General features: G+C 69.8%; 23 protein-coding genes and 1 tRNA gene. 17 read left to right on the top strand and 7 right to left on the bottom strand.

Going from position 1 to position 25,912, the window contains the following annotated elements; genetic code table 11:
* Window position 1: 1 nt before the first annotated feature.
* The 5 genes from ASE43_RS16205 to pgaA all read right to left on the bottom strand — a co-directional run bounded on the left by ASE43_RS16205 (window position 2) and on the right by pgaA (window position 6,182).
* A complete protein-coding gene (locus ASE43_RS16205; protein WP_056173760.1) occupies window positions 2-310 on the bottom strand; it encodes a hypothetical protein in 309 nt (102 codons plus the stop codon).
* Window positions 311-469: 159 nt separating this feature from the next.
* Window positions 470-991 (bottom strand): poly-beta-1,6-N-acetyl-D-glucosamine biosynthesis protein PgaD, encoded by a 522-nt coding sequence (gene pgaD / locus ASE43_RS16200; protein WP_057161213.1) that lies wholly within the window; start codon window positions 989-991, stop codon window positions 470-472.
* Window positions 988-2,241: a poly-beta-1,6-N-acetyl-D-glucosamine synthase gene (pgaC, locus tag ASE43_RS16195; protein WP_057161212.1), complete on the bottom strand. Its 1,254-nt coding sequence runs from the start codon at window positions 2,239-2,241 to the stop codon at window positions 988-990. The genes pgaD and pgaC overlap by 4 nt, the downstream gene beginning before the upstream one ends.
* A 4-nt stretch (window positions 2,242-2,245) precedes the next feature.
* Window positions 2,246-4,066, bottom strand: a complete 1,821-nt coding sequence (pgaB, locus tag ASE43_RS16190) for a poly-beta-1,6-N-acetyl-D-glucosamine N-deacetylase PgaB (RefSeq protein ID WP_235567172.1) — start codon at window positions 4,064-4,066, stop codon at window positions 2,246-2,248.
* A 70-nt stretch (window positions 4,067-4,136) separates the two neighbouring features.
* Complete coding sequence (gene pgaA / locus ASE43_RS16185) at window positions 4,137-6,182, bottom strand: poly-beta-1,6 N-acetyl-D-glucosamine export porin PgaA (protein WP_082607328.1); 2,046 nt, start codon at window positions 6,180-6,182, stop codon at window positions 4,137-4,139.
* A 664-nt stretch (window positions 6,183-6,846) separates the two neighbouring features.
* Between pgaA and ASE43_RS16180 the strand changes: the two genes are divergently transcribed.
* On the top strand, window positions 6,847-8,115 hold the full coding sequence (locus ASE43_RS16180; protein ID WP_057161210.1) for a S41 family peptidase: 1,269 nt from the start codon (window positions 6,847-6,849) through the stop codon (window positions 8,113-8,115).
* Window positions 8,116-8,208: 93 nt separating this feature from the next.
* On the opposite strand, the gene ASE43_RS16175 is transcribed toward ASE43_RS16180, so the two are convergent.
* Window positions 8,209-8,285 (bottom strand) — tRNA-Pro (locus tag ASE43_RS16175).
* A gap of 196 nt (window positions 8,286-8,481) precedes the next feature.
* Between ASE43_RS16175 and hisS the strand changes: the two genes are divergently transcribed.
* From hisS to ASE43_RS16160, 3 genes are all read left to right on the top strand, one after another.
* Complete coding sequence (gene hisS, locus ASE43_RS16170; protein WP_082607327.1) at window positions 8,482-9,882, top strand: histidine--tRNA ligase; 1,401 nt, start codon at window positions 8,482-8,484, stop codon at window positions 9,880-9,882.
* A 303-nt stretch (window positions 9,883-10,185) separates the two neighbouring features.
* Window positions 10,186-12,078 (top strand): aromatic amino acid ammonia-lyase, encoded by a 1,893-nt coding sequence (locus ASE43_RS16165; RefSeq protein WP_057161208.1) that lies wholly within the window; start codon window positions 10,186-10,188, stop codon window positions 12,076-12,078.
* Between the two features lie 52 nt (window positions 12,079-12,130).
* Window positions 12,131-12,676, top strand: coding sequence for a 2OG-Fe(II) oxygenase (locus tag ASE43_RS16160; protein WP_200956278.1), 546 nt, complete (start codon window positions 12,131-12,133; stop codon window positions 12,674-12,676).
* 118 nt (window positions 12,677-12,794) lie between these two features.
* On the opposite strand, the gene ASE43_RS16155 is transcribed toward ASE43_RS16160, so the two are convergent.
* The gene (locus tag ASE43_RS16155) at window positions 12,795-14,663 is read right to left on the bottom strand and encodes a diguanylate cyclase (RefSeq protein ID WP_056173781.1); all 1,869 of its coding nucleotides are present in this window, start codon (window positions 14,661-14,663) and stop codon (window positions 12,795-12,797) included.
* A 290-nt stretch (window positions 14,664-14,953) separates the two neighbouring features.
* Between ASE43_RS16155 and ASE43_RS16150 the strand changes: the two genes are divergently transcribed.
* The 13 genes from ASE43_RS16150 (at window position 14,954) to ASE43_RS16090 (ending at window position 25,901) form a co-directional block, all read left to right on the top strand.
* Window positions 14,954-15,244 carry a YerC/YecD family TrpR-related protein gene (locus tag ASE43_RS16150; protein WP_235567173.1) on the top strand — a complete coding sequence of 97 codons (291 nt, stop codon included), beginning with the start codon at window positions 14,954-14,956 and terminating at the stop codon, window positions 15,242-15,244.
* 55 nt (window positions 15,245-15,299) lie between these two features.
* A complete protein-coding gene (gene hisG / locus ASE43_RS16145; protein WP_056173787.1) occupies window positions 15,300-16,214 on the top strand; it encodes an ATP phosphoribosyltransferase in 915 nt (304 codons plus the stop codon).
* Between the two features lie 14 nt (window positions 16,215-16,228).
* Complete coding sequence (gene hisD, locus ASE43_RS16140) at window positions 16,229-17,530, top strand: histidinol dehydrogenase (RefSeq protein WP_057161499.1); 1,302 nt, start codon at window positions 16,229-16,231, stop codon at window positions 17,528-17,530.
* A complete protein-coding gene (hisC, locus tag ASE43_RS16135) occupies window positions 17,527-18,618 on the top strand; it encodes a histidinol-phosphate transaminase (protein ID WP_057161206.1) in 1,092 nt (363 codons plus the stop codon). The genes hisD and hisC overlap by 4 nt, the downstream gene beginning before the upstream one ends.
* 22 nt (window positions 18,619-18,640) lie before the next feature.
* Window positions 18,641-19,720, top strand: a complete 1,080-nt coding sequence (hisB, locus tag ASE43_RS16130; protein ID WP_056173793.1) for a bifunctional histidinol-phosphatase/imidazoleglycerol-phosphate dehydratase HisB — start codon at window positions 18,641-18,643, stop codon at window positions 19,718-19,720.
* Window positions 19,721-19,851: 131 nt separating this feature from the next.
* Entirely contained in the window at window positions 19,852-20,454 is a 603-nt protein-coding gene (hisH, locus tag ASE43_RS16125; RefSeq protein ID WP_056176464.1) for an imidazole glycerol phosphate synthase subunit HisH, read from the top strand.
* Complete coding sequence (hisA, locus tag ASE43_RS16120; protein ID WP_056173796.1) at window positions 20,451-21,200, top strand: 1-(5-phosphoribosyl)-5-[(5-phosphoribosylamino)methylideneamino]imidazole-4-carboxamide isomerase; 750 nt, start codon at window positions 20,451-20,453, stop codon at window positions 21,198-21,200. Before hisH ends, hisA begins: the two co-directional genes overlap by 4 nt.
* On the top strand, window positions 21,194-21,970 hold the full coding sequence (gene hisF / locus ASE43_RS16115) for an imidazole glycerol phosphate synthase subunit HisF (protein WP_057161205.1): 777 nt from the start codon (window positions 21,194-21,196) through the stop codon (window positions 21,968-21,970). The genes hisA and hisF overlap by 7 nt, the downstream gene beginning before the upstream one ends.
* Entirely contained in the window at window positions 21,960-22,625 is a 666-nt protein-coding gene (gene hisIE / locus ASE43_RS16110) for a bifunctional phosphoribosyl-AMP cyclohydrolase/phosphoribosyl-ATP diphosphatase HisIE (RefSeq protein WP_057161204.1), read from the top strand. Before hisF ends, hisIE begins: the two co-directional genes overlap by 11 nt.
* 247 nt (window positions 22,626-22,872) lie before the next feature.
* Entirely contained in the window at window positions 22,873-24,495 is a 1,623-nt protein-coding gene (locus ASE43_RS16105; protein ID WP_057161203.1) for a calcineurin-like phosphoesterase family protein, read from the top strand.
* A 4-nt stretch (window positions 24,496-24,499) separates the two neighbouring features.
* The gene (locus ASE43_RS16100; protein WP_057161202.1) at window positions 24,500-25,084 is read left to right on the top strand and encodes a YdeI/OmpD-associated family protein; all 585 of its coding nucleotides are present in this window, start codon (window positions 24,500-24,502) and stop codon (window positions 25,082-25,084) included.
* A gap of 145 nt (window positions 25,085-25,229) precedes the next feature.
* Window positions 25,230-25,676 carry a type II 3-dehydroquinate dehydratase gene (locus tag ASE43_RS16095; RefSeq protein WP_082607375.1) on the top strand — a complete coding sequence of 149 codons (447 nt, stop codon included), beginning with the start codon at window positions 25,230-25,232 and terminating at the stop codon, window positions 25,674-25,676.
* Window positions 25,677-25,697: 21 nt separating this feature from the next.
* A complete protein-coding gene (locus ASE43_RS16090; RefSeq protein ID WP_057161201.1) occupies window positions 25,698-25,901 on the top strand; it encodes a hypothetical protein in 204 nt (67 codons plus the stop codon).
* Window positions 25,902-25,912 lie beyond the last annotated feature (11 nt).

Here is a 25,912-nt window from a genome sequence, read left to right as displayed (position 1 = left end):
GTCAGGACACTTGCGGTTTGTCGGCGCGTGCACGGCGCACCACGAAACGCCGAGCCAGCCAGGTGAGCAGCACCAGCACGGCGGGGCAGGCCCAGCCGAAAGCGGCGGCGATGGCGACGTTGTCGTCTGCCGCCGGGGCCGGATCCTGGGCGGCGAACGCATAGGCCAGGTTGAGCGCCCAGCCCAGCGCGACCGCGATGCCCGCCGCGACCAGGCCGTGCAGGCGCGTGCGCGATCGCAACAGCCAGAACGCGACTACCGGCAGCGCCAGCGCCGCGAGCAGGAGTGCGAGGACTGCGTAGTGGTCCATGAGCCATCCGCCGAATCCAGCGATAGCGGGATTCTGGGTATCGCGGGGCGCGGCCGTCAATCAGGCCTCGCGGCGCGGTGAGGGCGTTACAGAAGCGGCGCGACCCACACGACGTCACGGGCCGTTCCGTGGGCGCGGTTCGCGCCGCTCCTGCAAGCCTTAAGCGGGAACCGGTTCCTCGGTGGGCGCAAGCACCGCGCGCACGCCGCGCGGAATCGCTTGAGCGTCCATGTTCAGCACGACGACGCGGCCGGCGTTGAGGGCCGCGCCGATCTCGATGTCGGCGCCCAAAGCGCGCGCGATGTCGTCCAGCGGCGCGCTGGGCGGCGCGCCGCGGCGGTCCTTGCCGGAGAAGCGCCAGCGGTTGTACTCGGCCCAGGCGATCAACAGCACGGTCGCGCACAGCGCCAGGGTCGGCAGCGCGATCAGCAGGAAGGGCTCGACCCGGTGCTCGCGCATGTACAGCTCGAAGTAGGCATTGCGGATGCCCAGCACCCACAGCAGGAAGGTGATCACCGGCATCCACAGGTACACGTACATGCCCCAGAACACCGCGGTCACGAAGCCCCACGCGGTGCGGCGCAGGCGCGGTTGGGCGCGCCGCTTCTGGATTAGGCGCGAATCGTATTTGGCCGTGCTCTGGCGGCCGGCCGGGTCGCGGCCAGGCTGGGTGGTGCTCATCGGATTCCCCTGTCAGGACTGACCCAGGTCGCGCGCGTGCCGCGGCGCTTGAGCAGCGCCTTGGGCAACGCGGTGACCGTGGTCGCGAAACTCAACAACCAGTACGCCATCGGGTACCAGATCATCCAGTAGTAGTTGCGGCCGACACCGGTCTCGTAGCGGCGGTCGATGATGATGCTGGCCGCGAACTGCAGTAGGCAGACCATCGCCAGGATCATGCCGTGCCAGGACGGCAGCAGACTGCGGATGGTCAGCTCCGGCGGCAGCGGCAGGAACAGGCCCAGCGCCCATAGCAGCAGGATGAAGGCCATGGTGTAGGCCCAGACCACGCTGAGCATGTATTCGGCCATCACCGCCCACATGCGGCGCTTGCGCCAGGACAGCAGATCGCGGCTGTGGCGCAGCAGCACTTCGACGCCGCCCTGGGCCCAACGCAGGCGCTGGCGCCACAGGCCCTTGAGCGTTTCCGGCATCAGGATGAAGCACAGCGCGTTGGGTTCGTAGCGGATGTCCCAGTGGTCCATCTGCAGGCGCCAGCTGATGTCGATGTCCTCGGTCACCATGTTGTCGGACCAGTAACCGATCCGGTGCAGGGCGGTACGCCGGAACGCGCAGATCACGCCCGAGACGGTGAACAAGCGGCCGTACACGCGCTGGGCGCGCTTGATCATGCCGATGATCGAGGAGAACTCGCCCACTTGCAGGCGGCCCAGCAGGGTGGAGCGGTTGCGGATGCGCGGGTTGCCGGTGACCGCGCCGACGCGTTGGCCCGAGGCCAGGTGCCAGACCATCCAATGGGTCGCGTACTCGTCCAGCAGGGCGTCGCCGTCGATGCAGACCAGGTATTCCGAGCGCGCGGCCAGCGCGCCCATGCGCATGGCGTTGGCCTTGCCCAGGTTGCGGTCGAGGTGGATCACGCGCAGGCGCGGGTACTGTTGGGCCAGCGCGTTGAGCTTTTCGGCGGTGTCGTCGCGGCTGCCGTCGTTGATGGCGATGACTTCGAAATCCGGATAGCGCTGCGCCATCGCCGCGCCGATGGTCTCGTGGACGTTGTCGCCCTCGTTGTGGCAGGGGATCAGGATCGACACCAGCGGGGTGTCCGCCAGCGGCGGCGGATCGGTGCGCGGGCGCTCGTGGCGCTCGCGGCGCAGGTAGTAGTACAGCCCGCCCGAGATCCAGAAGAACGACATCACGATCGGATAGAAGAACGCGAACTCGAACAGCAGGTAGAGGAGACGATGCATGATCATCTCCTCACTTTTCCAGGTACGGGAACGAACGCGCCGACAGCGCCTCGCGCGCATCGGCGGTGCTCGGCAGATCGGCGACGAAGTCGTCCGGATACCAGCCCAGATGACGCACGCCCTGGGCGAGCAGACGCCGCACCTGCGCCTTCAAGCGCTCGGCCGGAATCGGCCGGCGACTGCGCCAGTCCACCGTCTGCAGTTCGAACAGGGTCTGGGTGAGCTGCGGATCGTGCGCGCGCGCGGCCGCGACCAGGCGGTCCAGCCAGCGCTCGGGTTGGCGGCTGCCTTCCATCCAAGGCATCGCCATCAGCGCGGTGTAGTCGTAGGCGCGGTTGAAGGTGTCCAGGCGCTGTGCGAACCAAGCCTCGCTCTGCGGTTCCAGCACCGGGCGCGCGTAGAGGTTGCGCACGGTCTTGAGCTTGGGCCGCCAGCGTTCGGCGGCGCGCTTGAGTTCCAGAGTGAAGTCGATCAGTTCCTGGGTACGCGCCTGCGATTCCACCGCGGCGCTGCCCTTGAGCTCGGTGTCGCGCAGGTAGGCGTCGTCGTGGAACAGCAGGCCTTCCAGGTAGGAGCCGGCGGCGAGGTCGGCGTAGATGCCGGCGACCAGGCGGCGCACCTCCGGTTGGGTGTAGTCGAGGCGATACACCTCGTCGGCGCGCGCGCCCGGGATCGCCAGTGCGGCGCGCCGGGCGGGATCGGGCAGCTCGTAGCCCAGCACCGGCAGCCAGGCGTAAACCACCACGCCCGCGCGCGACTTGAGCTGCCAGGCGACGCGGTTGAACAGGTCCGCGCGCATCGGCAGGGCGCGATTGGGGAAGTACAACGCATCGGCCGAACCGTTGCCGTCCGGATCGGCGAAGGCCTGCAGGAACACATGGCTGGGCGCGATCTGCTTGACCCGTTCGATCAGGGCGTCGAGGTTACGCTCGGTCTGGGCCGGGTCGGCGTCGTAGACCGAATCCAGATCCACTTGCAACGCGCGCACGCCGGTGCGCTCGTCGTCGTGGCGCAGCTGATAGGCGAGGTCGCCGACGTTGGGGTTGTTCATCACCAACAGACGCGCCAGGCCGTGCAGGTCCGACGGCATCGGCGTGCTGCGGCCTTCCAGGTCGAACGAGACCGACATGCCGAGCTGCTCGGCGATGTCGTTGGTGACGCTGCTGTAGGCCGCGTACGGCCACACCACCGCGCGCGGGGCGCGCCCGAGTTCGCGCTGCAGGCGTTGTTTGCTGCGCTCCAGGTCGGCGCGCACGCGCGCGAGGTATTCGGCCTCGCTTTCGTAGCGCGCGCTGGCCGGATCGTAGCGACGGGTGACCGCGGCCGGGGTCGAGTTGCCCTGCGGATTGGAGACGATGCCGTGGTGCAGGTCGTCGCTGTGGCTGGCGACCTCGATCAGGCCGCTGTCCTGCATCTCGCGCAACTGCGCCCAGGTCACGAAGTCGTCGCCGGTGAACGGACGCGGGCCGTAGTCGACGGTTTCGCCGGCCGGCAGCTCGACCCAATGCGTGACCACCGCGGCCAGGGCCGGGTAGTTGTAGGCGCGCAGCAGCGGGAAGGCGCGCGTGTACAGACTGCGCAGGCCGTCGTCGAAAGTGATCAGCACCGGCTTGGACGGCAGCGCCGCGCCGCCGTTGTTGGCCGCGATCACTTGCGCCAGCGAGACCGGGTGATAGCCGTGCCCGGACAGCCAGTCCAGGTGGGCGGCGAAGTTCTGGGTGCTGACGGCGTAGGCATCGCCGTCGCCCTTGCGCGCGACGTCGTCGCGCACGTCGTGGTAGCTCAGCACCAGCAGCGGCTCGGCGGCGCGCGCGGCGGCGGGCAGCAGCATGCAGAACACCAGCGCGTACAGCGCCAGCACGATCAGGATCAGCCGCGAGGGGCGGTGTGGACGGTTCATCTCATTCTCCCCAGCGGAATTCGGCGTCGAAGCCCAGGCGCTGTTCGCGCTGGCCGTCGTAGACCGGGCGCGACCAGTTCAGGCCGTAGCTCAGCACCCGCCCCGGGGCGAACTGCCACTCGTGTTGATAACGCAGCGACGGCACCCAGGCCGTGCCGTAGTCGCGTTGCCAATAGGCGCCCGAGGACAAGGTCAGGCGCTGGCGGAAATGACGGTCGTAGCGCCGCCAGGTCAGATGATCGAAACGGATCCCGAATTCCGCCGAGGCGTCGCGCGAAGGATTGAAGTAGGGCGCGTCGTCGCGGCTGCCGCGGCCGGCGCCGAGGCTGGCCAGGCCGTCGATCAGCAGGTGCGGGCGGCTGAGCAGGCGCTGGTCCAACGCCAGGCTGAGCTGATCGCGCCGGTTGCCGTCGTCGTAGCGCCAATGCTGCAGGCTGGCGCCGAGCGCGGTGCGTTCGCTGGGGTGGTAGTCGGCGCCGATCTCGACCAAGTCGCCGGTGATGCCGGACGCGCGCGCCTGCAGCGAGGCGGCGGCGTCGTTGCGGCTCACGCGCGCGCGCAGGGCGTAGCGATCGTCGATGCGCCAGCCGGCGCCGACGGCGATCGCGGTGCCGCCCAGGCCGTCGCGGTCGCGGCCGACATAGAGCTGCGCATCGAGACGGTCGTAGGCGTAGCCCAGGCCGACCTCGTTGCGTTGGGCGACGCTGCGGTCGCCCTGGAAATCGGCCCAGCGCCGGCCGCTGCGCGCGAGCAGGCGCCAGCGATCGTCGATCAAGGGCGTGGCGACTTCGACGCCGTACTCGCGGTCGCGGTTGCCCAGCGGCGAAGCGCCGCCGCCGTCGCGGTTGCGTCCGCCGGCCGCGTACACGCGCGCCTGCCAGCCGCGGCGCATGTCCCAGTTGCGGTCCATCGAGCGCACGTGGGCTTCGTTGGGGTAGCGCGCCAGCAACTGGTCGTGGATCGGTCGGGCCAGGTCGTAGCGCTGCAGCGTGGACAGGGTTTCGACCTGGCCGATGCGCGCCTCGACATTGCGCTCGTCCAGGGTGCTGGCGATCGAGAAGCGCTCCAGCGCGCGGCTGGGCCAGCCGCGGAACATATAGATGGAGCCCAAGGACGCTTGCAGATCGGCGTTGTTGGGGCCGATCGCCGCCAGCGGCTCCAGCATCGCCTGGGCGCCAGGCTGGTCCTCGCCGAAGGCGCGCGCCAGGGCGTAGTTGGTCTCGGCGTCGTAGCGTTGCCAGTTCTCGTAGCCGCGGCGCGCGCCGGGCGCGTGCGGCCAGGGCGCGCGCGCCTCGACCAGCCCGCGCAGCAGCGGCAGGGCCAGGTCGTAGCGTTCGCGTTCCAGATGCGCATAGCCGAGCTGGATCGGCAGGTCGGGGTCGTCGGGGTCGGCCTGCACCGCGCGCTCCAGCGCGATCGCGGCCTCGTCGGGGCGGCGCAGGGTCAGCAGCGAATCGCCGACCGCGCCCAGGGCATAGCCCGGCACCGGGCGGCCGCTGTTTTCCAGGCGACGGTATTCGTCGGCGACTTCCTGATGGCGGCCGAGCCGGTTGAGCACGACCAGGCGGTCGTAGGCCAGGCTGGCCGGCTCCGGCGTGCCGGCGCTGGCGAGCTGCGCACGGTAGGCGTCGATGGCGGCGTCGGCCGCGCGCGCCTCTTCCAGGCGGGTGGCCTCGTCGACCGCGTAGGCCTTGCTCCAGACGATGCGCCGGGCCAGGCCGGCGGCGTTGAGGTCGGCGGCTTGTTCGGCGCTGAACAGTTCCGGGCGCGCCAGGTACAGGGTGCGCGCGCGGTCGCGGGCGCCGATGTCGGCCAGGGTCAGCACCCGCAGGCGGTACAGATCCGCGTCGGCGCGGTGCACCGCGAGATGGCGTTCGATCAAGGACAGCGCTGCCAGCCAATCGCGGTCGGCGCGCAGTCGTTCGATCTGGGCGTAGGGGATCTCGGCCGCAGATTGACCCTCAGCGGCAGCTACTGACGTGATGTGTAAGGTTCCACCGGCCAAGACCAAGGCCAGGGACAACGTAAGTCGATGTAAAGACGGCATGGATGGTCCGTATCCCGTATGACTGAAGGGGGCGGGGCGGCCCCAGGGGGATGGACTCAGAGAAAGTGTGATCTGAGTCACGAAGTTGGGACGCAAAGTCTGTGCCACCGCGATGCATCTCGACGCGATTGTTCATGTACGACAGTCACTTAGCGGCCGGAGCCCTCCGTAGCGGGGCTTGAGGTCGAATCCGGGGCCGAAACAGTGGATCGGCCGGGCGAGGCATCGACGGGCCAAAAAAAACCGGCACGAGGCCGGTTTGGGGGACAGGAGCAGAACCTGTCAAAGCGGAGCCGCCTGTGCCGATCCTGGCCGGAGCGGATGGGCGGACCTGTCTGTTAGGGATGATCGCCACGGCCGATCCGTCGCATTCGGACCCGCGTCGGTGCGGTTGGCGATCCTCCATCGCGTACGGTCGGGCCGCTGGCGCGCCCGGCGCCGGCGACGATACCCGGACGCACAAGCAAGAGGCGCTCGGTGGGCCGGTGCTTGAGTCGTAACGGTGCGGTCTGCGCCAAACCGGGGGTGGAACGACAGATTCGGCAAAGTGGCGGCCGTCCGATGCCCGCCGGCCACGTCCTGCCGCACACGGCGGGCGCCCCTCTTGAGCGCTGCGGAGCGCATTGTTAGCGTCGCCCATCTCCGTTAAAGCAGGGAACACCCAGTGGCGAAACGCAGCGCGGTGGCTTGGGCGATCGTCGCCGGTTTGCTGTGCGGGGCCGCCAAGCCCGAGCCGGCAACGGACTATGCCGCGCTGTTCGAGCGGGTCTGGACCCGCGTCGATCAGAACTACTACGACCCCGGTTTCCACGGCGTGGACTGGCAGGAGGCCGGGCGCCGTTACCGCGCGCAGCTGCGCCAGGTCCGCGACGACGCGGCCTTCAAGGCCCTGGTGGCGCGCATGCTGGGCGAACTCAAGAGCTCGCATACCTCGCTGTCGGCGCCGAGCAAGAGCGGCGACCAGCGCCGCGGCATCGGCGCCCGTTTCGAGCTCGTGGACGGCGTGCAGACCGCGGTCGACGTCTCGTCGCTGAGTCCGGCATGGCGGCACGGCTTGCGGCCAGGCGACCAGTTGCTGGGTTCGCCGGACGATCTGCCCGGGCCGCTGGGCAGCCGTGCCGAGGTCGCGATCCGCGATTGCGCGGGCGGCGAGCGTCGCCTGAATGTCGAGCGCGTCGCGATGGGTTGGCCGCCGGAACATCCGGGCTGGCGCTGGACCCGCTACACGCCGCGCAGCGGCCTGGCGGTGGGCTATCTGCGCGTGGATCGCTTCGACGACGGCGCCGCCACGCTGGCCGATCAGGCCATGAGCGAACTGGCCGACACTCAGGCCCTGATCGTCGACCTGCGCCGCAACAGCGGCGGCAACACCTCGGCGCTGCGCTTGGCCAGCTATTTCATGCCCGCTGGCGAGACGCCGGTGCTGGGCCTGTTCGCACGCCCGTATCTGCAAAAACTGGGCCACGCGCCCAGCGCGGACGAGGTGCGCGCCGGCCCCAAGGTGGTCGGCGCCTACACCGACGAGGCGGTGTTCAAGGCCGTGTCCGAGCACGGCGGCGCGGCGGTATTCCATAGCGACGCCCTGGACGGCCGACGCTACGCCGGCCTGGTGCTGGTGCTGATCGACCACGAGACCGCCAGTTCCGGCGAAGGCTTCGCTTGGGTTCTGCGCCTGCACACGCCGGCCCGCTTCATCGGCCGCGCCAGCGCCGGCGAACTGCTCAGCGGCGAGCGTTTCGCGCTCGGCCAGGGTTGGAACCTGACCGTGCCGGTGCATGGCCTGTGGGGCGCCGACGGCCGCGACTTCGCCGATCGGCCGGTGCAGCCGGATCAGGCGGTGGCGTGGACGCGCGAGGACTACTGCAGCGGTCGCGATCCGGACCTGGAGGCGGCGATGCGGGCGGCGTCGGCCGTGCCGGAGGCGGCGAAGTAGCGCGCGCGGCCCGCCAGCACGGCACTGCGCATAGCAAAAAGGCCCTGAAGGTCCGCATCGCTGCGGCTTTCAGAGCCTTTGCTTTCAGCAGATTGGTCGGGGAGACAGGATTCGAACCTGCGACCTCTACGTCCCGAACGTAGCGCTCTACCAGACTGAGCTACACCCCGACAGCTGAGCCGACAATTCTAGCGACACCGATCGAGGCGAGCAAGAGGCAGGCCGCAATCCGTCGCGCGAGCCCGTGCAGGCGCTGTTCCGGGTGAGGGTGCGGCGTACGGGCGGAACGTTAAACTACGGGCCTTGCGTCCACCCGGCGCGCGCCGCAGCGCGCCGGGCCGGCGCGTCTTTCCTCCGGAGTCCCGCTTGATCAAGCCACGCACCCCGCCCGGCGTCATGGAGCTGCTGCCGCCCGACCAGATCGCGTTCCAGCGCATGCTCGATACGATCCGCCGCAATTTCGAGCGCTTCGGCTTCCTGCCGGTGGAAACCCCGGTCATGGAGCTGACCGAGGTGCTGTTGACCAAGAGCGGCGGCGAGACCGAACGCGAGGTGTATTTCGTCGAATCCACCGGTTCGCGCGCGAAGAACAACAAGGCCGAGGAGCGCGCCACGCCCGAACTGGCGCTGCGCTTCGACCTGACCGTGCCGCTGGCGCGTTACGTGGCCGAGCACGAGCACGACCTGGCGTTTCCGTTCCGCCGTTATCAAATGCAGCGGGTCTATCGCGGCGAACGCCAGCAAGCCGGCCGCTATCGCGAGTTCTACCAGTGCGATATCGACGTGGTGGGCAAGGATTCGCTCAGCGTGCGCTACGACGCCGAGTTGCCGGCGACGATCTACGCGGTGTTCTCCGAACTCGACATCGGTGCGTTCACCATCCAGCTCAACAATCGCAAGCTGCTGCGCGGCTTCTTCGAGGCCCAGGGCGTGGCCGATGCCGAGCTGCAGGCGCGGGTGCTGCGCGAGGTCGATAAGCTCGACAAGCGCGGCGCCGACTACGTGCGCGAAACCCTGACCGGCCCGGAGTTCGGTCTCAGCGCCGGGGCGGTTGCGACCATCCTGGATTTCGTAGGCGTACGTTCGACTTCGCACGCCGATGCGATGGCGCGTCTGGATGCGCTCGGCGAGGGTAACGACACCCTGCGCGAAGGCGTTGCGGAACTGCGCGAGGTGCTGGAACTGATCCGCGCGCTGGGCGTGCCGGAACAGAATTACGCGCTGAACTTCTCGATCGCGCGCGGCCTGGATTACTACACCGGTACCGTCTACGAGACCACGCTCAACGATTACCCGGGCCTGGGTTCGATCTGCTCGGGCGGGCGTTACGAAAATCTCGCCAGCAACTACACCAAGTCGCACTTGCCGGGGGTCGGCATCTCGATCGGTCTGACCCGCTTGTTCTATCAGTTGCAGAAGGCCGGCATCGTCAGCACCGCCGAAAGCACGGTGCAGGTGTTGGTCACCCAGATGGAGGACGCGCACCTGCCGCACTGCCTGGCGGTGGCCAACGAGCTGCGCCACGGCGGCCTCAACACCGAAGTGGTGATGGAGCCGTCCAAGCTGGGCAAGCAGTTCAAGTACGCCGATCGCGCGGGTATCCGCTTTGTGGTGGTGCTGGGCGAGAACGAGATCGCCAATGGCACCGCGACGGTCAAGGACCTGCGCCGCGAGGATCAGTTCGAAGTCGCGCGCGGCGATCTGGCGCGCACGCTGCGGATCGAGCTGGAGCAGGCGCGGGTCATGCCGCAGGCCGTGTCCGAGTGAGCAATCGAGGCGCGAACGGCCTTGGCGCCGCGGGTGGTACGACCGCGTTGCCGCCCGATCGCGCCGTTGGATCGCGGTGCCGGATGCGCGGGTTCGCCTCCGGATTCCGCTACACGGTGCGCCGCGACCCGGATGGGAATCCGGCGTGACGGCGCACCGAATCACTCCGCGGCGCGCATCCGCCGTCGCGGTTCCCAATGTGGCATAGACGCACCGACTCCCGAGTACGCTCGGCCGGGCCAGACCGTTCGCGGTGAACGCCCGCCGTTCAGATGATCGCCAGGGTGCGAGGCGAGGTTGCAAATGAACAAGATTCAACTCGATGGCCGTTCGCTGACGCGCGCGCAACTGGTGGCGGTGGCTTACGGCGCGCAGGTCGAACTGGCCGCGGCGCAACTGCCGGCGGTGCAACGCGCGGCCGATTTCCTGGCCGAACAGGTGCGTCGCGAAGAACCGATCTACGGCGTCTCCACCGGCTTCGGCAGCAACGCCGATCGCCTGCTGGGCGCCCATCACCTGCGCGACCAACTGCCGGGCGCGCAGGCCTCGGGCGAGACCCTGCACGAGGAACTGCAACGCAATCTGATCGTCACTCACGCGGTCTGCGTGGGCGAGGCGTTCGCGTCGGAGATCGTGCGCGCGATGCTGTGCATCCGCATCAACACCCTGATGCGCGGCCACTCCGGCATCCGCGTGCAGACCCTGCAGGCGCTGACCTCGATGCTCAACGCCGGCATCGTGCCGGTGGTGCCGCAGCTGGGTTCGGTCGGCGCCAGCGGCGATCTGGCGCCGCTGTCGCATCTGGCGATCGTGCTGCTGGGCGGCGGCGAAGCCTTCTATGAGGGCGAGCGCATGCCCGGCGCGCAGGCGCTGGAGCGCGCCGGCCTGAAGCCGGTCACGCTGTCGTACAAGGAAGGCCTGGCGCTGAACAACGGCACCGCGCAGATGCTGGCCTGCGGCGTGCTGGCGCTGGAGAAGCTGGAGGATCTGGCCGACACCGCCGACCTCGCCGCGGCCATGACCATCGACGCCTTCGCCGGCCGCCTGGGCGCGTTCGCCGAGGAAGTGCACGCGCTGCGCCCGCATCCGGGCCAGGTCGAGGTGGCCGCGCACCTGCGCCGCCTGCTCGAGGGTTCGACCCTGTCCGACATTCCCTACCACCTGGTGCCGCGCTTCCGCGCCTGGCAGCCGCACAGCTGGGACACCCCGGAATCGCAGGCCCTGCGCTTCGACATCGGTTGGGACTGGGTACCGTTCGGTCAGCGTCACGGCCGCGAGAAGTTCTACCTGCGCTTCCGGCCGTTCCGCGGCGGCAAGAAGCACCAGCCGCAGGACAGCTATTCGCTGCGCTGCATTCCGCAGGTGCACGGCGCCGTGCGCGACGCGCTGGCCCAGGCCGCGCGCGTGCTCGAGGTCGAGCTCAACTCGCTCACCGACAATCCCATCGTGTTCCCGGACGCGCAGGCCGAGCACGTCGAGCAGCAGGTGATCTCGGCCGGCCACTTCCACGGCATGCCGCTGGCGCTGGCGATGAGCTACGTCAAGGCCGCGATCCCGGTGCTGGCGAGCATCTCCGAGCGCCGCCTCAACAAGCTGGTCGATCCAGCCACCAACGACGGCCTGCCGGCGTTCCTGATAGGCAACGAGGACTCGACCGAGTCCGGTCACATGATCGTGCAGTACACCGCCGCGGCGATCGTCAACGACCTGGCCAGCCGCGCGCATCCCGCTTCGGTGTATTCGATCCCGACCAGCGCCAATGCCGAGGACCATGTCTCGATGGGCGCCAATGAGGCCCGGCATGTGCTGGCGATGGCCGACGATCTGGGCAAGGTGCTGGCGCTGGAGCTGTACACGGCCGCCCAGGCCCTGGACCTGCGTCGCGACATGATCAATGCCGCGCGCGATCTGGCCGACCGCGCCGATGCGCAGGGGCTTGCCGGCAAGGTCGCCGGCGGTCCGCTGCCCAGCGACGCCGATCACGCCGGTTTCCTGGCCGAGGTCGAAGGCCTGCGCAGCGAGCTCGCGGCAGCCGAAGAGTTCCGTCCCGGCCGCGCGGTCGCGGCCGCGCACGCGGCGATCCGCGAGCGCATCGCCTTCCTGCCGCGCGACCGCGCCCTGGACGGCGAAGTCGCCACCGCGCTGCGCATGGTCTCCGACGGCAGCGTGCTGGCGGCGGCGCGTTCGGTGCTGTGAAAACCACGACGGGATACGGCGCCGCCGTATCCCGTCTCTGCGAGGTTGCGTCATGCGGGTGATCGCGCATACCGAACACGTGTTCAGCGTCGAGGACTTCCTCGGCGCCGACGAATGCGCGGCCCTGATCGCGCTGGCCGAGGCGCGCGGCTTCGCCGCCGCCGACGTGCGCGCGCCGGGCGGCGCGCGGGCGATGCCGCATGTGCGCAACAACGAACGGGTGGTGTTCGAGTCGCCGGATTGGGTGTCGCGCTTGTGGCGCGGCCTCGGCGAGGTCGCCTTGCCGCTGCTGGAAGGCGAGGCGGCGATCGGCCTGCCGCGCGCGCTGCGCTTCTACAAGTACGGGCCCGGCCAGCGTTTCCGCATGCACAAGGACGGGCCCTGGCTGGAGGACGGGCGCGGCAGCCGCCTGACCTTGCTGGTCTATCTCAACGACGGGTTCGCCGGCGGCGATACCGACTTCCGCGGCTTCCGTGTGGTGCCGCGCACCGGCGCCGCGCTGCTGTTCGCCCACGATACCTGGCACGAAGGCGCCGCGGTCGAGGCCGGCAGCAAGTACGTGCTGCGCTCGGACGTGATGTACGCACCGTCCGCCTGACGCGGCCGTAGGCTGTGGTGAGCCGTAGGCGAACCGCACCATCGCATTGCAGGGTGTTGCGACATGGCGAGCGATGCGGCTCGCCGCGCTCACCGCATCCTACGTGGCGCGCTGGGCGCTAATTTTGTCGGCGTTCTTCCGGGGCCGAGGTGCGTACGCAGTCTCGGCCGTCGGCCTTGGCCTGGTACAGAGCCTGATCGGCGTCCTGCAGGGCGGGGTCGATCGCGTTGTCGCAATCGCTGTCGTTGTCGGCCTCGCGCGCGATCGCGTGCACGCCGATGCTGGCGGTGATGGTGATCGCGTACTCGCCGCTGCGGCAGGGCTGTTCGCGCAGGTGCTGGCGCAGGTCCTCGGCCACCCGCGAGGCCGCCTGCAGGTCCAGGCCGGGCAGGGCGACGATGAACTCCTCGCCGCCGAAGCGCGCCAGCAAGGCGCGGTGCGGTTGCAGGGCGTGGCCCATGGTGCGCGCGGCCCAGCACAGGCATTCGTCGCCGACCAGGTGGCCGTAGCGGTCGTTGATCTGCTTGAAGTGGTCCAGGTCGATCATCAGCAGCGACAGCGGCCGTCCGCTTTGCTGCGATTTCTCCAGCAGTTCCTGGAACACGTTGCGGAAGTGGGTGCGGTTGTGCAGGCCGGTCAGGCCGTCGCGCTGGCTGCTTTCGCGCAGGCGTTCGTGCGCGTCTTCCAGTTGCGCCAGCGCGCTGCGCAGTTCGACCGTGCGCTGCTCGACCTTGTGTTCGAGCTGGGTCTTGGCCTCGTGGACGATGCGTTCGTTCTCGTTGCGCAGCGAGGCGTAGCGATAGCCCAGCGCCACCGACAGCAGCAGCATCTCCAGCGCCGAGCCGATCTGCACGCCGTATTCGGTGATGAACACCTTGGGCAGCAGGCCGAACGCGATCGCGGTGAACATGCCGGTGCCGAGCAGGAACATCGACCAGGCCAACAGGAACAGCTGCGCCGGCTTGTAGCCGCGGCGCAGCACCACCAGCGTCGCGACCGCGATCCAGGCGATGCTGAAGAACACCGCCGCCGACGCGATCGGAGTGGCGACGTGGTAGGGCAGGCGGGTCGCGGCGATGCCGAGCAGCACGAAGAACGCGATCATGCCCAGGCCGACCCGGTCGCCCAGGCGCCAGCGCTGCTTCAGGCCCAGGAAGGTGCGCGCGAACTGCTGCATGCCGACCTGGGCCAGACAGATCGACAGCGGCACCGATTTGTCGGCCAGCCAGGTCGAGCGCGGCCACAGATACTCGAAGCCCAGGCCGTTGAGGGTCAGCAGGACCAGGCCGAAGGCGGAGATGTGCAGCAGGTACCAGAAGTAGCTGGCGTCGCGCAGGCTCAGCCACAGCACCAGGTTGTAGATGAACAAGGCCAGCAGGATGCCGTAGTACAGGCCGATGCCGAACTGCGCGTCGCGCGAGACCTCGGTGAACGCGGTCGGCGTGAACAGGGTCAGCGGCACCTGCATCGAGCTCTGGCTCTGCACGCGCACGTACAGATCGGCGGGCTGGTCGGCCGGCAGGTTCAGCCAGAAATTCGGATGCCGGTAGCGGATGCTGCGCGATGCGAACGGCAGGCTGTCGCCGCCGGCCAGGTGTTCGACCTTGCCGTCGGCGTGGCGGGTATAGACGTCGATGCGGTCGCTGAGCGCGTACTGCTGCACCAACAGCCAGCGCGGCTCGTTGCGGTCGCGGTTGAGCAGGCGCACGTGGAACCAGTACGCGCCCGGCTGGAAGCCGAAGGCGGCGTTGCCGTTGGGCAGGGGCGCGTAGAGGCCCTCGCGCAGGGCGCGTTCGGCGCCGATCAGATCCTGGCGGCCTTCGACGTCGTGGTAGTAGGCGATGTGCGGTTCCAGCGGCACGCCGACGTGGGTGCCGTCCAGCACCAGCGCGGTCTCGGTGTTGGCGAACGCGGCCCACGATGCACCGGCGAGGCACAGCCCGAGTGCGAGCAGCCAGATATGTAGCCCTCTCCAACCACGCCCCATGCGCACCCTCTCCGTTGGTCCGGCCGGCGTTGGGTCTTCGCGGCACGGGCTCGGAGGCAGTCTACGCTCCGGCACCGCCCTAGTTTGCGGCCTGAGCGGCCACAGGCGAGGCGCCAGCGACCGCCGGTCGGTCGCTCTTACTGTGATGAACGGCGGCTTTCGCCGATGCCGGCCGGCGCGCGGGCGCGGGAGGCGACGACTTGACGGGACTGGGGCGCATCGTCTAATGTATTAACGCGTTAATACATTATCGATAGAGCGAAGCACCCGTGAAGCGCCGCGCCATAGACATCGACGACAGCGAAGACCCGATCGCCAGCCTGGCGACCGCGCTGCTGGGGCTGCGCAATCCGGAGCAGATGCGGGCCTTCCTGGAAGACCTGTGCACGCCGGCCGAGCTGGAAGCCATGTCCGATCGCTGGCGGGTCGTGCCCTTGCTGAGCGAGGGCATGCCGTATCGCGAAATCCACACCCGCACCGGGGTCAGCGTGACCACGATCGGTCGGGTCGCGCGAATGCTGGAACGCGGCGCCGGCGGCTACGCCGCGGCCCTGCATCGACGCCCCACGCGCGTCCGCTGAACCGTAGTGCCGGGGCCTTAGCGCCCTCCATCCCCCGCCTTTCGAGATGTTCCCCATGAGTCCTACCGCCAGCCCGGCCGCGCGCGACCGCTTGCGCATCGCGATCCAGAAATCCGGCCGCCTCGCCGAGCCGGCGCGCGCGCTGCTGGCATCGTGCGGCCTGAGTTGGCGCGAAAGCCGCGACCGCCTGTTCTGCTACGGCGAAACCCTGCCGGTGGACCTGCTGCTGGTGCGCGACGACGACATCCCCGGCCTGATCGCCGACGGCGTCTGCGACCTGGGCGTGGTCGGCCGCAACGTGCTGCTGGAGCAGGATGGCGACCGTCGCGGCAACGGCCGCGCCGCGGCGTTCCGCGAATGGCGCGCGCTGGGTTTCGGCGCCTGCCGCCTGGATCTGGCCGTGCCCGAAGGCTGGGACTGGCAGGGGCCGGCGCAGCTGGCGGGCAAGCGCATCGCCACCAGCTACCCGGCCCTGCTGTCGCAATGGCTGGCCGCGCAGGGCGTGGACGCGCAGGTGGTGCTGCTGTCGGGTTCGGTCGAGATCGCGCCGCGTCTGGGCCAGGCCGAGGCGATCTGCGACCTGGTCTCCAGCGGCGCCACCCTGGCCGCGAACCAGCTCAAGGCGGTGACCACCTTGATCGAGAGCGAGGCGGTGCTGGCCGGCCCGATCAACCCCTTCGACGACGTGCGCGGTGAGCTGGCCGACCTGCTGCTGCGTCGCCTCGACGGCGCCCTGCGCATCCGCCACAGCAAGCTGCTGCTGTTCCAGGCCCCGCGCCAGCTGCTCGCCGACCTGCTGCCGCTGTTGCCCGATGCCGAGGCGCCGACGGTGATGCAATTGGACGGCGGCGACGGCGTCGCCCTGCAGGCGTTGTGCCACGGCGCGGTGACCTGGCAGCGTCTGGAAGAACTCAAGCGCGCCGGCGCGCGCGGCCTGATGGTGCTGCCGGTGGAGGGCATGCTGGCATGAGCGGCGAGGGCATCATGCAACGCCTGCAGTGGAATGCGCTGGACGAAAATCAGCGCGAGTCCGCGCTGCGCCGTCCGGCCCAACAGACCCGGCGCGAAACCGCCGAGGCGGTGACGGCGATCCTGGAGCAGGTGCGCCGCGACGGCGATGCCGCGCTGCGCGCGCTGGGCGCGCGCTACGACGGCGTGGCCCTGGACGCGTTCGCCGTCGGCGCCGAGGAATTCAACGCCGCGCAACGCGAGGTCGCCGCGCCCTTGCGCGCCGCGATCGATCAGGCCGCCGCCCGCATCGAAGCCTTCCACGCCGCCGGCATGACCCAGCCTTACACCTTGGACAGCGGCGACGGCGTGCGCTGCGAGCGCATCCTGCGACCGATCCAGCGCGTCGGCCTATACGTGCCGGCCGGCTCGGCGCCGCTGCCGTCGACCGCCTTGATGCTGTGCATGCCCGCGCGCCTGGCCGGCTGTCCGCAGATCGCCCTGTGCACGCCGCCGCGCCGCGACGGCCGCGCCGATCCCGCGGTGCTCTACGCCGCGCGCCGCTGCGGCGTGAGCCGGGTCTACAAGCTTGGCGGTGCGCAGGCGATCGCGGCCATGGCCTTCGGCACCGCCAGCGTCGGCAAGTGCGACAAGCTGTTCGGGCCGGGCAATGCCTACGTCACCGAGGCCAAGCGCCAGGTCGCGCTGCTGGAGGGCGGGGCGGCGATCGATCTGCCGGCCGGGCCTTCGGAAGTGCTGGTGATCGCCGATGCCGGCGCCAATCCGGCGTTCGTCGCCGCCGACCTGCTGTCGCAGGCCGAGCACGGTCCGGATTCGCAGGTGATCCTGCTCAGCGACGACAGCGCGATGCTGGACGCGGTCGAGATCGAGATCGACGCCCAACTGGCGGTCCTGCCGCGCGCCGAGACCGCGCGCGCCGCGCTGCGCGCCTCGCGTTCGATCCGGGTCGATTCGATCGCCGACGCGCTCGAGGTCAGCAACCGCTACGCGCCCGAGCACCTGATCCTGGCCCTGCGCGACGCGCGCGCCTGGCTGCCGCGCGTGCTCGCGGCCGGCTCGGTGTTTCTCGGCGATTGGGCGCCCGAAGCGCTGGGCGACTACTGCAGCGGCACCAACCACGTGCTGCCCACCAGCGGCGCGGCGCGCTACGCCGGCGGCGTCAACGTGGCCAGTTTCCAGGTCGCGATCACGGTGCAGGAGGTGCAGCCGCGCGGCATCGCCGCGATCGGGCCCTGCGCGGTCGAACTGGCCCGCGCCGAAGGCCTGGACGCGCACCGCATCGCGGTCGCGCTGCGTTTGCAGCAGGTGGCCGCATGAGCGCGCCGCTGTCGCTGCTGCGCGAAGACCTGCGCGATTTCGCCGGATACAAATCCGCGCGCAGCGAGGCCTTGAGCGGTTCGGTCTGGCTCAACGCCAACGAATCGGCCTGGGCCAACGCCGCCGACGACGCCGGCACGCTGCGCCGCTATCCCGATCCGCAACCGCCGCGCCTGCGCGCGGCCCTGGCCGCGCTGTACGGCTGCGCGCCCGAGCAACTGCTGGCCGGACGCGGCAGCGACGAGGGCATCGACCTGCTGCTACGCGCGTTCTGCCGCCCCGGTGGCGACGCCATCGTGACCACGCCGCCGACCTTCGGCATGTACGCGGTGTGCGCGCGCCTGCACGGCACGCGCGTGGTCGAGGTCGGCTTGCGCGACACGCCCGAGGGTTTCGTCTGCGATTTCGAAGCGATCGCGCGCGCGGCCGAGCAGACGGCGGCCAAACTGGTGTTCCTGTGCTCGCCGGGCAATCCCTCGGGCACGCTGCTGCCGCTGGATGCGATCGCCGCGCTCGCGCAACGCCTCAGCGAGCGCGCGCTGGTGGTGGTGGACGAAGCCTATCTGGAATACGCGCAGGCGCCGTCGGCGGTCGGCCTGATCGCCAGCCAGCCCAACGTGGTGGTCCTGCGCACCTTGTCCAAGGCGCATGCGCTGGCGGCGGCGCGGATCGGCAGCACCATCGCCGACGCGGCCCTGATCGCGGCGCTGCAACGTTGCCAGGCGCCGTACCCGCTGGCGGAGCCCTGCGTGGCGTTGGCGCTGCGCGCACTCGACGCCGGTGCGCGCGCGCTCAGCGAGGCCAACGCCGCCGCCTGCGTGCTGGAGCGCGAGCGTCTGTACGCCGCGCTGCCGGCGGTGCGCGGCATACGCCAGGTCTATCCCTCGCAGGCGAACTTCCTGCTCGCGCGTTTCGAACAAGCCCAGTCCGCCTTCGATGCGCTGCTCGCCGCTGGCGTGGTGGTGCGCGATATGCGCGCCGCGCCGCAGCTGGGCGATGCCCTGCGCATCAGCCTGGGCACCGCCGAACAGAACGCGCGCGTGCTGGAGACGCTCGCGCGCACCGACGCCGGCGAGCGCGCCGCATGAACCCGACCATCGAATCGTCCCTATGAGCCAGACCCCGCTTTTGTTCGTCGACCGCGACGGCACCCTGATCGCCGAGCCCGAGGATTTCCAGATCGACAGCTACGCCAAGCTGCGTTTCGTCGACGGCGTGATTCCGGCGATGCTGCGCCTGCGCGATGCCGGCTATCAGTTCGTGATGATCAGCAACCAGGACGGCCTGGGCAGCGAGGCGTTCCCGCGCGAGGACTTCGAGGGCCCGCACGCGCTGATGCTGCAGGTGTTCGCCAGCCAGGGCATCGTGTTCCGCGACGTCCTGATCGACACCAGCCTGCCGGCCGACAACGCGCCCACGCGCAAGCCGGCGATCGGCCTGGCCCTGCCGCTGCTGAAGGATCGCGGCATCGACTGGACGCGCACGGCCATGGTCGGCGACCGCGACACCGACATCGCGTTCGCGCGCAACCTCGGCGTCCGCGGCTTCCAACTGCGCACCGATAGCTTCGGCGGCGAATGGGATTGGGCGGGCATCGCCCACGCGCTGGCCGACGCGCCGCGTACCGCGCGCATCCAGCGCAACACCCGCGAGACCCGCATCGAGGTCGGCGTGGACCTGGACCGCGAGGCCGATCCCAGCGTGTCCACCGGCCTGGGCTTCTTCGATCACATGCTGGAGCAGTTGGGCAAGCACGGCGGCTTCGCGCTCGAGCTCAAGTGCCAGGGCGATCTGCACATCGACGAGCATCACACCATCGAGGACAGCGCGCTGGCGCTGGGGCAGGCGCTGCGCGCGGCCCTGGGCGACAAGCGCGGCATCGGCCGCTATGGCTTCGTGCTGCCGATGGACGAAAGCCTGGCCACGGCGGCGCTGGATTTTTCCGGCCGGCCTTACTTCGTGTTCGAGGGCGCGTTCGCGCGCGAGCGCGTGGGCGACATGCCGACCGAACTGGTGCCGCACTTCTTCCGTTCCCTGTGCGAGACGGCCGGCCTGAACTTGAATCTGAACGTCCAGGGCGAAAACGACCACCACAAAGTGGAGGCATGTTTCAAAGCGGTCGCGCGCGCACTGCGCCAGGCGATCCGGCGCGAGGGCCACGGGCTGCCCAGCACCAAGGGCACGCTTTAAGGGCACTCGGCGTCGTTCATAAATGTGTAGTCAGCGCCGGCGCGGCGGTCGCAAGTCCGCTTTGCGTCCGGAATCGCGATAGTTGAGCCGATCCCAGCGTGGTCGGCGGTAGCACGAGCAAGAGGTTTTTCGTGACGGGCGTCGTACTGATCGACATGGGTGGGGGGAACATCGGCTCGGTGCGTTATGCACTGGAGCGGTTGGGTGCGTACGCAGTACTGAGCGCCGACCCCGCCACGATCCGTACGGCCGAGCGCGTGATCCTGCCGGGGGTCGGGGCGGCGGCGCCAGCGATGGCGCGGCTGCGTGAGCTCGGTTTGGTCGACACCATCCGGGCGCTGCGTCAGCCGCTGCTCGGGATCTGTCTGGGCATGCAGCTGCTGTTCGAGTCGTCCGAGGAAGGCGACGTGGAGTGTCTGGGGCTGTTGCCCGGACGCATCGGCAAACTGCAACCGCGCCAGGGAGTTCGCGTGCCGCACATGGGATGGAATGCATTGGAACGGCGACGTCCGTCGCCCCTGCTGGACGGCATCGCCGACGGCGACCGCGCTTACTTCGTGCACAGCTATGCGGTGCCGGTAGGCCCCGACACGCTGGCCGCGAGCGAACACGGCGTGCCGTTCTCGGCCGTGGTCGGGCGCGGCAACCGCTACGGCGCGCAATTCCACCCCGAGCGTTCGGCGGCGGTGGGCGCGCGTCTGCTGCGCAATTTCCTCGACGGGGTGCCGGTATGAACAACTGCACGCTGTACCCGGCCATCGACGTGCGCGCCGGCCGCGTGGTGCGCCTGCGCCAAGGCGACTACGAACAGGAAACCGCCTACGACGAAGAACCCCTGACCATGGCCAAGCGCTACGCCGACACCGGCGCGCGCTGGCTGCACCTGGTCGATCTGGACGCCGCCCGCTACGGCGGCTACACCCTGGCGCCGCTGCTGCGCGCGATCACCACCACGAGTTGGATGCGCGTGCAGACCGGCGGCGGCGTGCGCAGCGAGGCCGACATCGAGGCCATCCTGGACGCGGGCGCCGACCGCGTCGTGGTCGGCTCGCTGGCGGTGCGCGAACCCGACCGCGTCGGCGACTGGCTGCAGCGCTACGGCGCCGACCGCATCACCGTCGCCCTGGACGCGCGCCAGTCCAGCACCGGCCACTGGCGTCTGCCGGTCGCCGGCTGGACCGAGGACAGCGGCGCCCAGCTGGAACCGATGCTGGAGCACTTCGCCAACGTCGGCGTGCGCCATCTGCTGTGCACCGACGTGTCCCGCGACGGCACCATGCAGGGGCCAAACCTGGACCTGTATCGGCACGTGCGCTCGATCGCACCGGAGATGCAGGTGCAGGCGTCCGGCGGCATCCGCGATATCGCCGACATCGTCGCCGCGCACGAAGCCGGCTGCCGCGGCGCGGTGCTGGGCAAGGCCCTGATCGAAGGCCGCTTCGGCCTCGGCGAAGCCCTGCACAAGGCGCAACGATGCTGAGCCGCCGTATCGTCCCCTGTCTGGACGTGCGCGATGGTCGCGTCGTCAAGGGCGTGCGCTTCCGCGATCACGTCGACATGGGCGATATCGTCGAACTGGCCTTGCGCTATCGCGACGAGGGTGCCGACGAGCTGGTGTTCTACGACATCACCGCCAGCCCGCAGGGCCGCAGCGTGGACCGCGACTGGGTGGAACGGGTGGCGCGCACCATCGACATCCCGTTCTGCGTGGCCGGCGGCATCCGCAGCGTCGAGGACGCGCGCGCGGTGCTCAGCGCCGGCGCCGACAAGATTTCGATCAATACGCCCGCACTGGAACGTCCGGCGCTGATCGGCGAGATCGCCGATGCCTTCGGCGTGCAATGCGTGGTGGTCGGCATCGACAGCCTGCGCGACGAGGACGGGCAATGGCGCGTGCGCCAGTACACCGGCGATCCCGAGCGCACCCGGGCGCTGGCGCGGCGCACCCTGGACTGGGTGGTCGAGGCGCAGGAGCGCGGCGCCGGCGAGATCGTGCTCAATTGCATGGGCAGCGACGGCGTGCGGCGCGGCTACGACCTGGAACAGCTGGCGGCGGTGCGCGCGCGCTGCGAAGTGCCGCTGGTCGCATCCGGCGGCGCCGGCGAGATCGGCCATTTCACCGAGGTATTCCGCGACGCCGATGCCGACGCCGCACTCGCGGCCAGCGTGTTCCATTCCGGCGCGATCCGCATCCCCGAGCTCAAGCGCGAGCTGCGCGCGCATGGCGTCGAGGTACGCGATGTCCATTGAATCCAGCGGCGCGGCCGCGCGCCCGTGGGCGGATTTTTCCGTCGAAGCGCTGTCCTGGGACAAGCAGGACGGCCTGCTGCCGGCGATCGTGCAGGACGCCGCGACCCTGCGCGTGCTGATGCTGGGCTACATGAATCGCGCAGCCCTGGCCCAGACCCTGGCCAGCGGCCACGTCACCTTCTACAGCCGCAGCCGGCAACGGCTGTGGACCAAGGGCGAGACCTCCGGCAACGTGCTGCACTTGCTGGCGATCGAAACCGATTGCGACGGCGACACCTTGCTGGTGCAGGCCCGCCCGCAGGGGCCGACTTGCCACCTCGGCCGCGACAGCTGCTTCGAGCACGCGCCCGACGATTTCCTGGCCGAGCTAGACCGTCTGGTCGCGCGCCGCGAACGCGAGCGCCCGGCCGGCAGCTACACCACGCGCCTGTTCGAACAGGGCCGCCGCAGCATCGCCCAGAAGGTGGGCGAGGAGGGCGTGGAGACCGCCCTGGCCGGCGTGGTCGAGGACGATGCGGCGCTGTGCGGCGAGGCCGCGGATCTGCTCTACCACCTGCTGGTGCTGCTGCGCGCGCGCGGCCTGTCGCTGGACGACGCGGTGGCGGTGCTGAAGTCGCGCCACGGCCAGCCGCATCGGGGTTCCGAGCCGGCCTGAGCAGGTTTTCGCGTCCCTGGGTTCCTGCTGTCTGTGGGAGCGGCGTAAGCCGCGATTCGACCTTCGGCATGCGACGAGAGCCGCGACCTACCGAGAGAACGCCGGCCTGGAGCCGCGTCGGTTGACGCGTTGTCGCGCATCGCGGCTCACGCCGCTCCCACAGGAAGCGACAGCGCGCACTCGTGCGCTCCGGCACATGGATCGGTAACTCAGCGCCGCATAATGGGGCCCCCGCCCGGAGCCCGCCATGCGCCCATCCGTCACCGCCTGTGTCCTCGCGCTGGCCCTGATCGCCCCGGCCCGCGCGCTGGCGCTGCCGCCGCCGTGCAACAGCGGCATCGTCTACGAAGACCGCAACGGCAATGGCAGCCGCGACGAGGGCGAGCCGGGTCTGCCGAATATTCGCGTGTCCGATGGCGTCGAGCTGGTCGTCAGCGACGCCCACGGCCACTATCACCTGCCCGCGATCGACGGCCGCACCAGTTTCGTGATCAAGCCGCCGGGTTACCGCGTCGGCCGTCGCGACAACGGCTTGCCCGACTTCAGCTTCAACGTGCAGCGCGAGCCGGGCCCCAAGCTCAAGTACGGCGGCATCCCCGCGGCCTTCCCGAGCTGCCGCGACTACGCCCTGACCCGCGAGGCCACGCCCGCGAACGCGTCGCTGGACGTGCTGGTGTTCGCCGATCCCCAGCCCAAGACCGCCACCGACGTCGACTACTACCGCCGCGACATCGTCGAACCGCTGCTGGCGCAGCGCAAAGGCGCCGACGCGATCGCCGACCTCGGCCTGAGCCTGGGCGACATCGTCAACGACGACCTCTCGCTGTATCCGGCGCTGAACCGCGCCACCGCTCAACTCGGCGTGCCCTGGCTGCACGCGCCCGGCAATCACGATCTCGATTTCGACGCCGGCCGCGACGAAGACTCGCTGTTGAGCTATCGCCACGTGTTCGGCCCCGACACTTACGCCTGGGAAGAGCACGCGGCCTCGTTCGTGATGCTGGACGACGTGGTCTACCAGCCCGGCCAGAAGCCGGACTACATCGGCGGCCTGCGCGAGGACCAGTTCGCCTTCCTCGAGCGCTACCTGGCCGGCGCGCGCAAGGACCGCCTGCTGGTGATCGGCGTGCATATCCCGTTCTTCGACGCCGCGCCCGGCCGCGAGACCTTCCGCCGCGGCGACCGCGAGCGCCTGTTCGCGCTGCTGCGCGACTTCCCGCGCGTGCTGCTGCTCAGCGGCCACGGCCACATCCAGCGCCACGTCTACCACGACGCCCAGGACGGCTGGCACGGCGCCGCGCCCCTGCACGAATACAACGTCGGCGCCGCCTGCGGCGCGTTCTGGTCCGGCATCAAGGACGCCCAGGGCATTCCCGCCGCGACCATGGCCGACGGCACCCCGAACGGCTACGCGCGCCTGGGCGTGAGCGTGGACGGCGCCTACCGCCTGAGCTGGCATCCCGCGCGCCTGCAGGCCGCGGCCGCGTCGACCCAGGCGATGTCCCTGCACGCGCCGCGCACGCTGCGCCGCGGCGCGTATCCGGCTTTCGGCGTTTACGCCAACGTCTACATGGGCCAGGACGACAGCCAGGTCGAGTTCCGCATCGACGACGGTGCCTGGGCGCCGATGCGGCGGATTCCGAAGCAGGACCCGGCGCTGCTGGCCGAGAACGCGCGCGACGACGAGGCCGCGAGCCTGCGCGGCTACGATCGTTCGCCCGAGGCCGAGCCGTCCGCGCACCTGTGGCGCGGCAGCTTGCCGACCGACCTAGCGGTGGGCGAGCACCGCATCGAGGTGCGCGTGCTCGATCCCTGGCAGGGCGAGCAGCGCGCGCAGACCGTTTACCGCCTGCAGGATGCGAAGGAATAGCCGCATGCCCGTCGAACTGCCGACCGATCTGCCGATCGAACTGTTCCCCGACGCTGCGGCCTGGGAGCGCTGGCTGGAAGCGCACACCGACGCGCCGGGGCTGTGGCTGAAGATCGCCAAGAAGAACCAGGGCGTGGTCTCGGTCTCGTATCCGGAAGCGCTGGACGTGGCCTTATGTCACGGCTGGATCGACGGCCTCAAGCGCAGCTGCGACGAACGCTATTTCCTGCAGCGCTTCACCCCGCGGCGGCCGCGCAGCATCTGGTCGAAGATCAACATCGGCAAGATCGAAGCGTTGATCGCGGCCGGGCGCATGCGTGCGGGCGGGCTGCGCGAAGTCGAGGCGGCCCAGGCCGACGGGCGCTGGCAGGGCGCCTACGCGTCGGCGCGTACCATCGAGGTGCCCGAGGATCTGGCCGCGGCGCTGAAGAAGAAGGCCAAGGCGCAACGGTTCTTCGAGCAGCTCGACCGCACTAACCGCTATGCGGTGCTGTGGCGGATCGCGACGGCGAAGAAGCCGGAGACGCGCGCGGCCCGGATCGAGAAACTGGTGGCGATGCTGGAGCGCGGCGAAAAGATCCACGGCTGAGCGGCCGGCCTGAACGCACGCCATCGGCGCGTGCGAATTTACGCGGCGGTTACGCCCGTGCCGCCGCCGCGACATGGAGGCTTTACGCCGCGCGCGCCTACAGTGCTCGCAAGCGCGCCGCCCCGAGCGCGCAGCGAGCGACAACGTGTCCATCGTGATCTTGCGCGGTCCCGACTCCCCTCATGCCGGCGCCAGTGCGCGCGTGCCCGACGCGGTGCGCGCGCGCCTGGCCGAGTCCGCGGCCGACGCCGGCAAGACCATCGCCCTGCGCAGCTGCCGCAGCGAGGCCGAACTGGTCGAAGGTTTGTGCGGCCTGCGTTCCGACGGCGTCGAACTGCTGCTGTTCGACCCCGGCGCCTGCGCGCCGGCCAGCGAGCGCCTGCGCCGCGCGTTGGAAGCCTTGGAAATGCCCTACATCGAGGTCCACGACGACGATATGGCTAAGCCCGAGCCTTCGCTGGCCTCCTGCGGCGGCGCCTGCCTGGCGCGCGTGCACGGCTACTCCGCGCAGAGCTACACCCTGGCGCTGGCCATCGCGCTGGAACACCTGGGCTGCGCCGAATGCGGCCATGGCGTGCACGTGGGTACCTGAGCCGGGCGGGTCGGTATCGCCATGAGCGCGCATTACTACTACTTCGCCGATTACGAAATCCTGGTCGGCGGACGTTTCATCGTCTGGGGCCAGTGCACCCTGGACTACGCGCCGACGACGCTGTTCGATCCCGCCGAAGTGCTGCAGCGCATCCGTCGCCAGGCGGCGGACGCGCACGGCGTGGAGAGCGCGGAAGTGCGCGTGCGCAACGTGAGCCGCCTATAACGCGACGATCC

It is taken from the genome of Lysobacter sp. Root983 (genome assembly GCF_001429345.1).
Classification (GTDB): domain Bacteria; phylum Pseudomonadota; class Gammaproteobacteria; order Xanthomonadales; family Xanthomonadaceae; genus Lysobacter.
The sequence above is the reverse complement of the archived record's forward strand: the minus strand, read 5'-3'. Positions and strand labels throughout refer to the sequence as shown.

What these genes read in the sequence shown, in the direction of transcription:
- ASE43_RS16205 (WP_056173760.1), bottom strand. Translation starts at nt 310, where the DNA reads ATGGACCACTACGCAGTCCTCGCACTCCTGCTCGCGGCGCTGGCGCTG.
- pgaD (WP_057161213.1), bottom strand. Translation starts at nt 991, where the DNA reads ATGAGCACCACCCAGCCTGGCCGCGACCCGGCCGGCCGCCAGAGCACG.
- pgaC (WP_057161212.1), bottom strand. Translation starts at nt 2,241, where the DNA reads ATGATCATGCATCGTCTCCTCTACCTGCTGTTCGAGTTCGCGTTCTTC.
- pgaB (WP_235567172.1), bottom strand. Translation starts at nt 4,066, where the DNA reads ATGCTGCTGCCCGCCGCCGCGCGCGCCGCCGAGCCGCTGCTGGTGCTG.
- pgaA (WP_082607328.1), bottom strand. Translation starts at nt 6,182, where the DNA reads ATGCCGTCTTTACATCGACTTACGTTGTCCCTGGCCTTGGTCTTGGCC.
- ASE43_RS16165 (WP_057161208.1), top strand. Translation starts at nt 10,186, where the DNA reads ATGAACAAGATTCAACTCGATGGCCGTTCGCTGACGCGCGCGCAACTG.
- ASE43_RS16160 (WP_200956278.1), top strand. Translation starts at nt 12,131, where the DNA reads ATGCGGGTGATCGCGCATACCGAACACGTGTTCAGCGTCGAGGACTTC.
- ASE43_RS16155 (WP_056173781.1), bottom strand. Translation starts at nt 14,663, where the DNA reads ATGGGGCGTGGTTGGAGAGGGCTACATATCTGGCTGCTCGCACTCGGG.
- hisG (WP_056173787.1), top strand. Translation starts at nt 15,300, where the DNA reads ATGAGTCCTACCGCCAGCCCGGCCGCGCGCGACCGCTTGCGCATCGCG.
- hisD (WP_057161499.1), top strand. Translation starts at nt 16,229, where the DNA reads ATGCAACGCCTGCAGTGGAATGCGCTGGACGAAAATCAGCGCGAGTCC.
- hisC (WP_057161206.1), top strand. Translation starts at nt 17,527, where the DNA reads ATGAGCGCGCCGCTGTCGCTGCTGCGCGAAGACCTGCGCGATTTCGCC.
- hisB (WP_056173793.1), top strand. Translation starts at nt 18,641, where the DNA reads ATGAGCCAGACCCCGCTTTTGTTCGTCGACCGCGACGGCACCCTGATC.
- hisA (WP_056173796.1), top strand. Translation starts at nt 20,451, where the DNA reads ATGAACAACTGCACGCTGTACCCGGCCATCGACGTGCGCGCCGGCCGC.
- hisF (WP_057161205.1), top strand. Translation starts at nt 21,194, where the DNA reads ATGCTGAGCCGCCGTATCGTCCCCTGTCTGGACGTGCGCGATGGTCGC.
- hisIE (WP_057161204.1), top strand. Translation starts at nt 21,960, where the DNA reads ATGTCCATTGAATCCAGCGGCGCGGCCGCGCGCCCGTGGGCGGATTTT.
- ASE43_RS16105 (WP_057161203.1), top strand. Translation starts at nt 22,873, where the DNA reads ATGCGCCCATCCGTCACCGCCTGTGTCCTCGCGCTGGCCCTGATCGCC.
- ASE43_RS16100 (WP_057161202.1), top strand. Translation starts at nt 24,500, where the DNA reads ATGCCCGTCGAACTGCCGACCGATCTGCCGATCGAACTGTTCCCCGAC.
- ASE43_RS16090 (WP_057161201.1), top strand. Translation starts at nt 25,698, where the DNA reads ATGAGCGCGCATTACTACTACTTCGCCGATTACGAAATCCTGGTCGGC.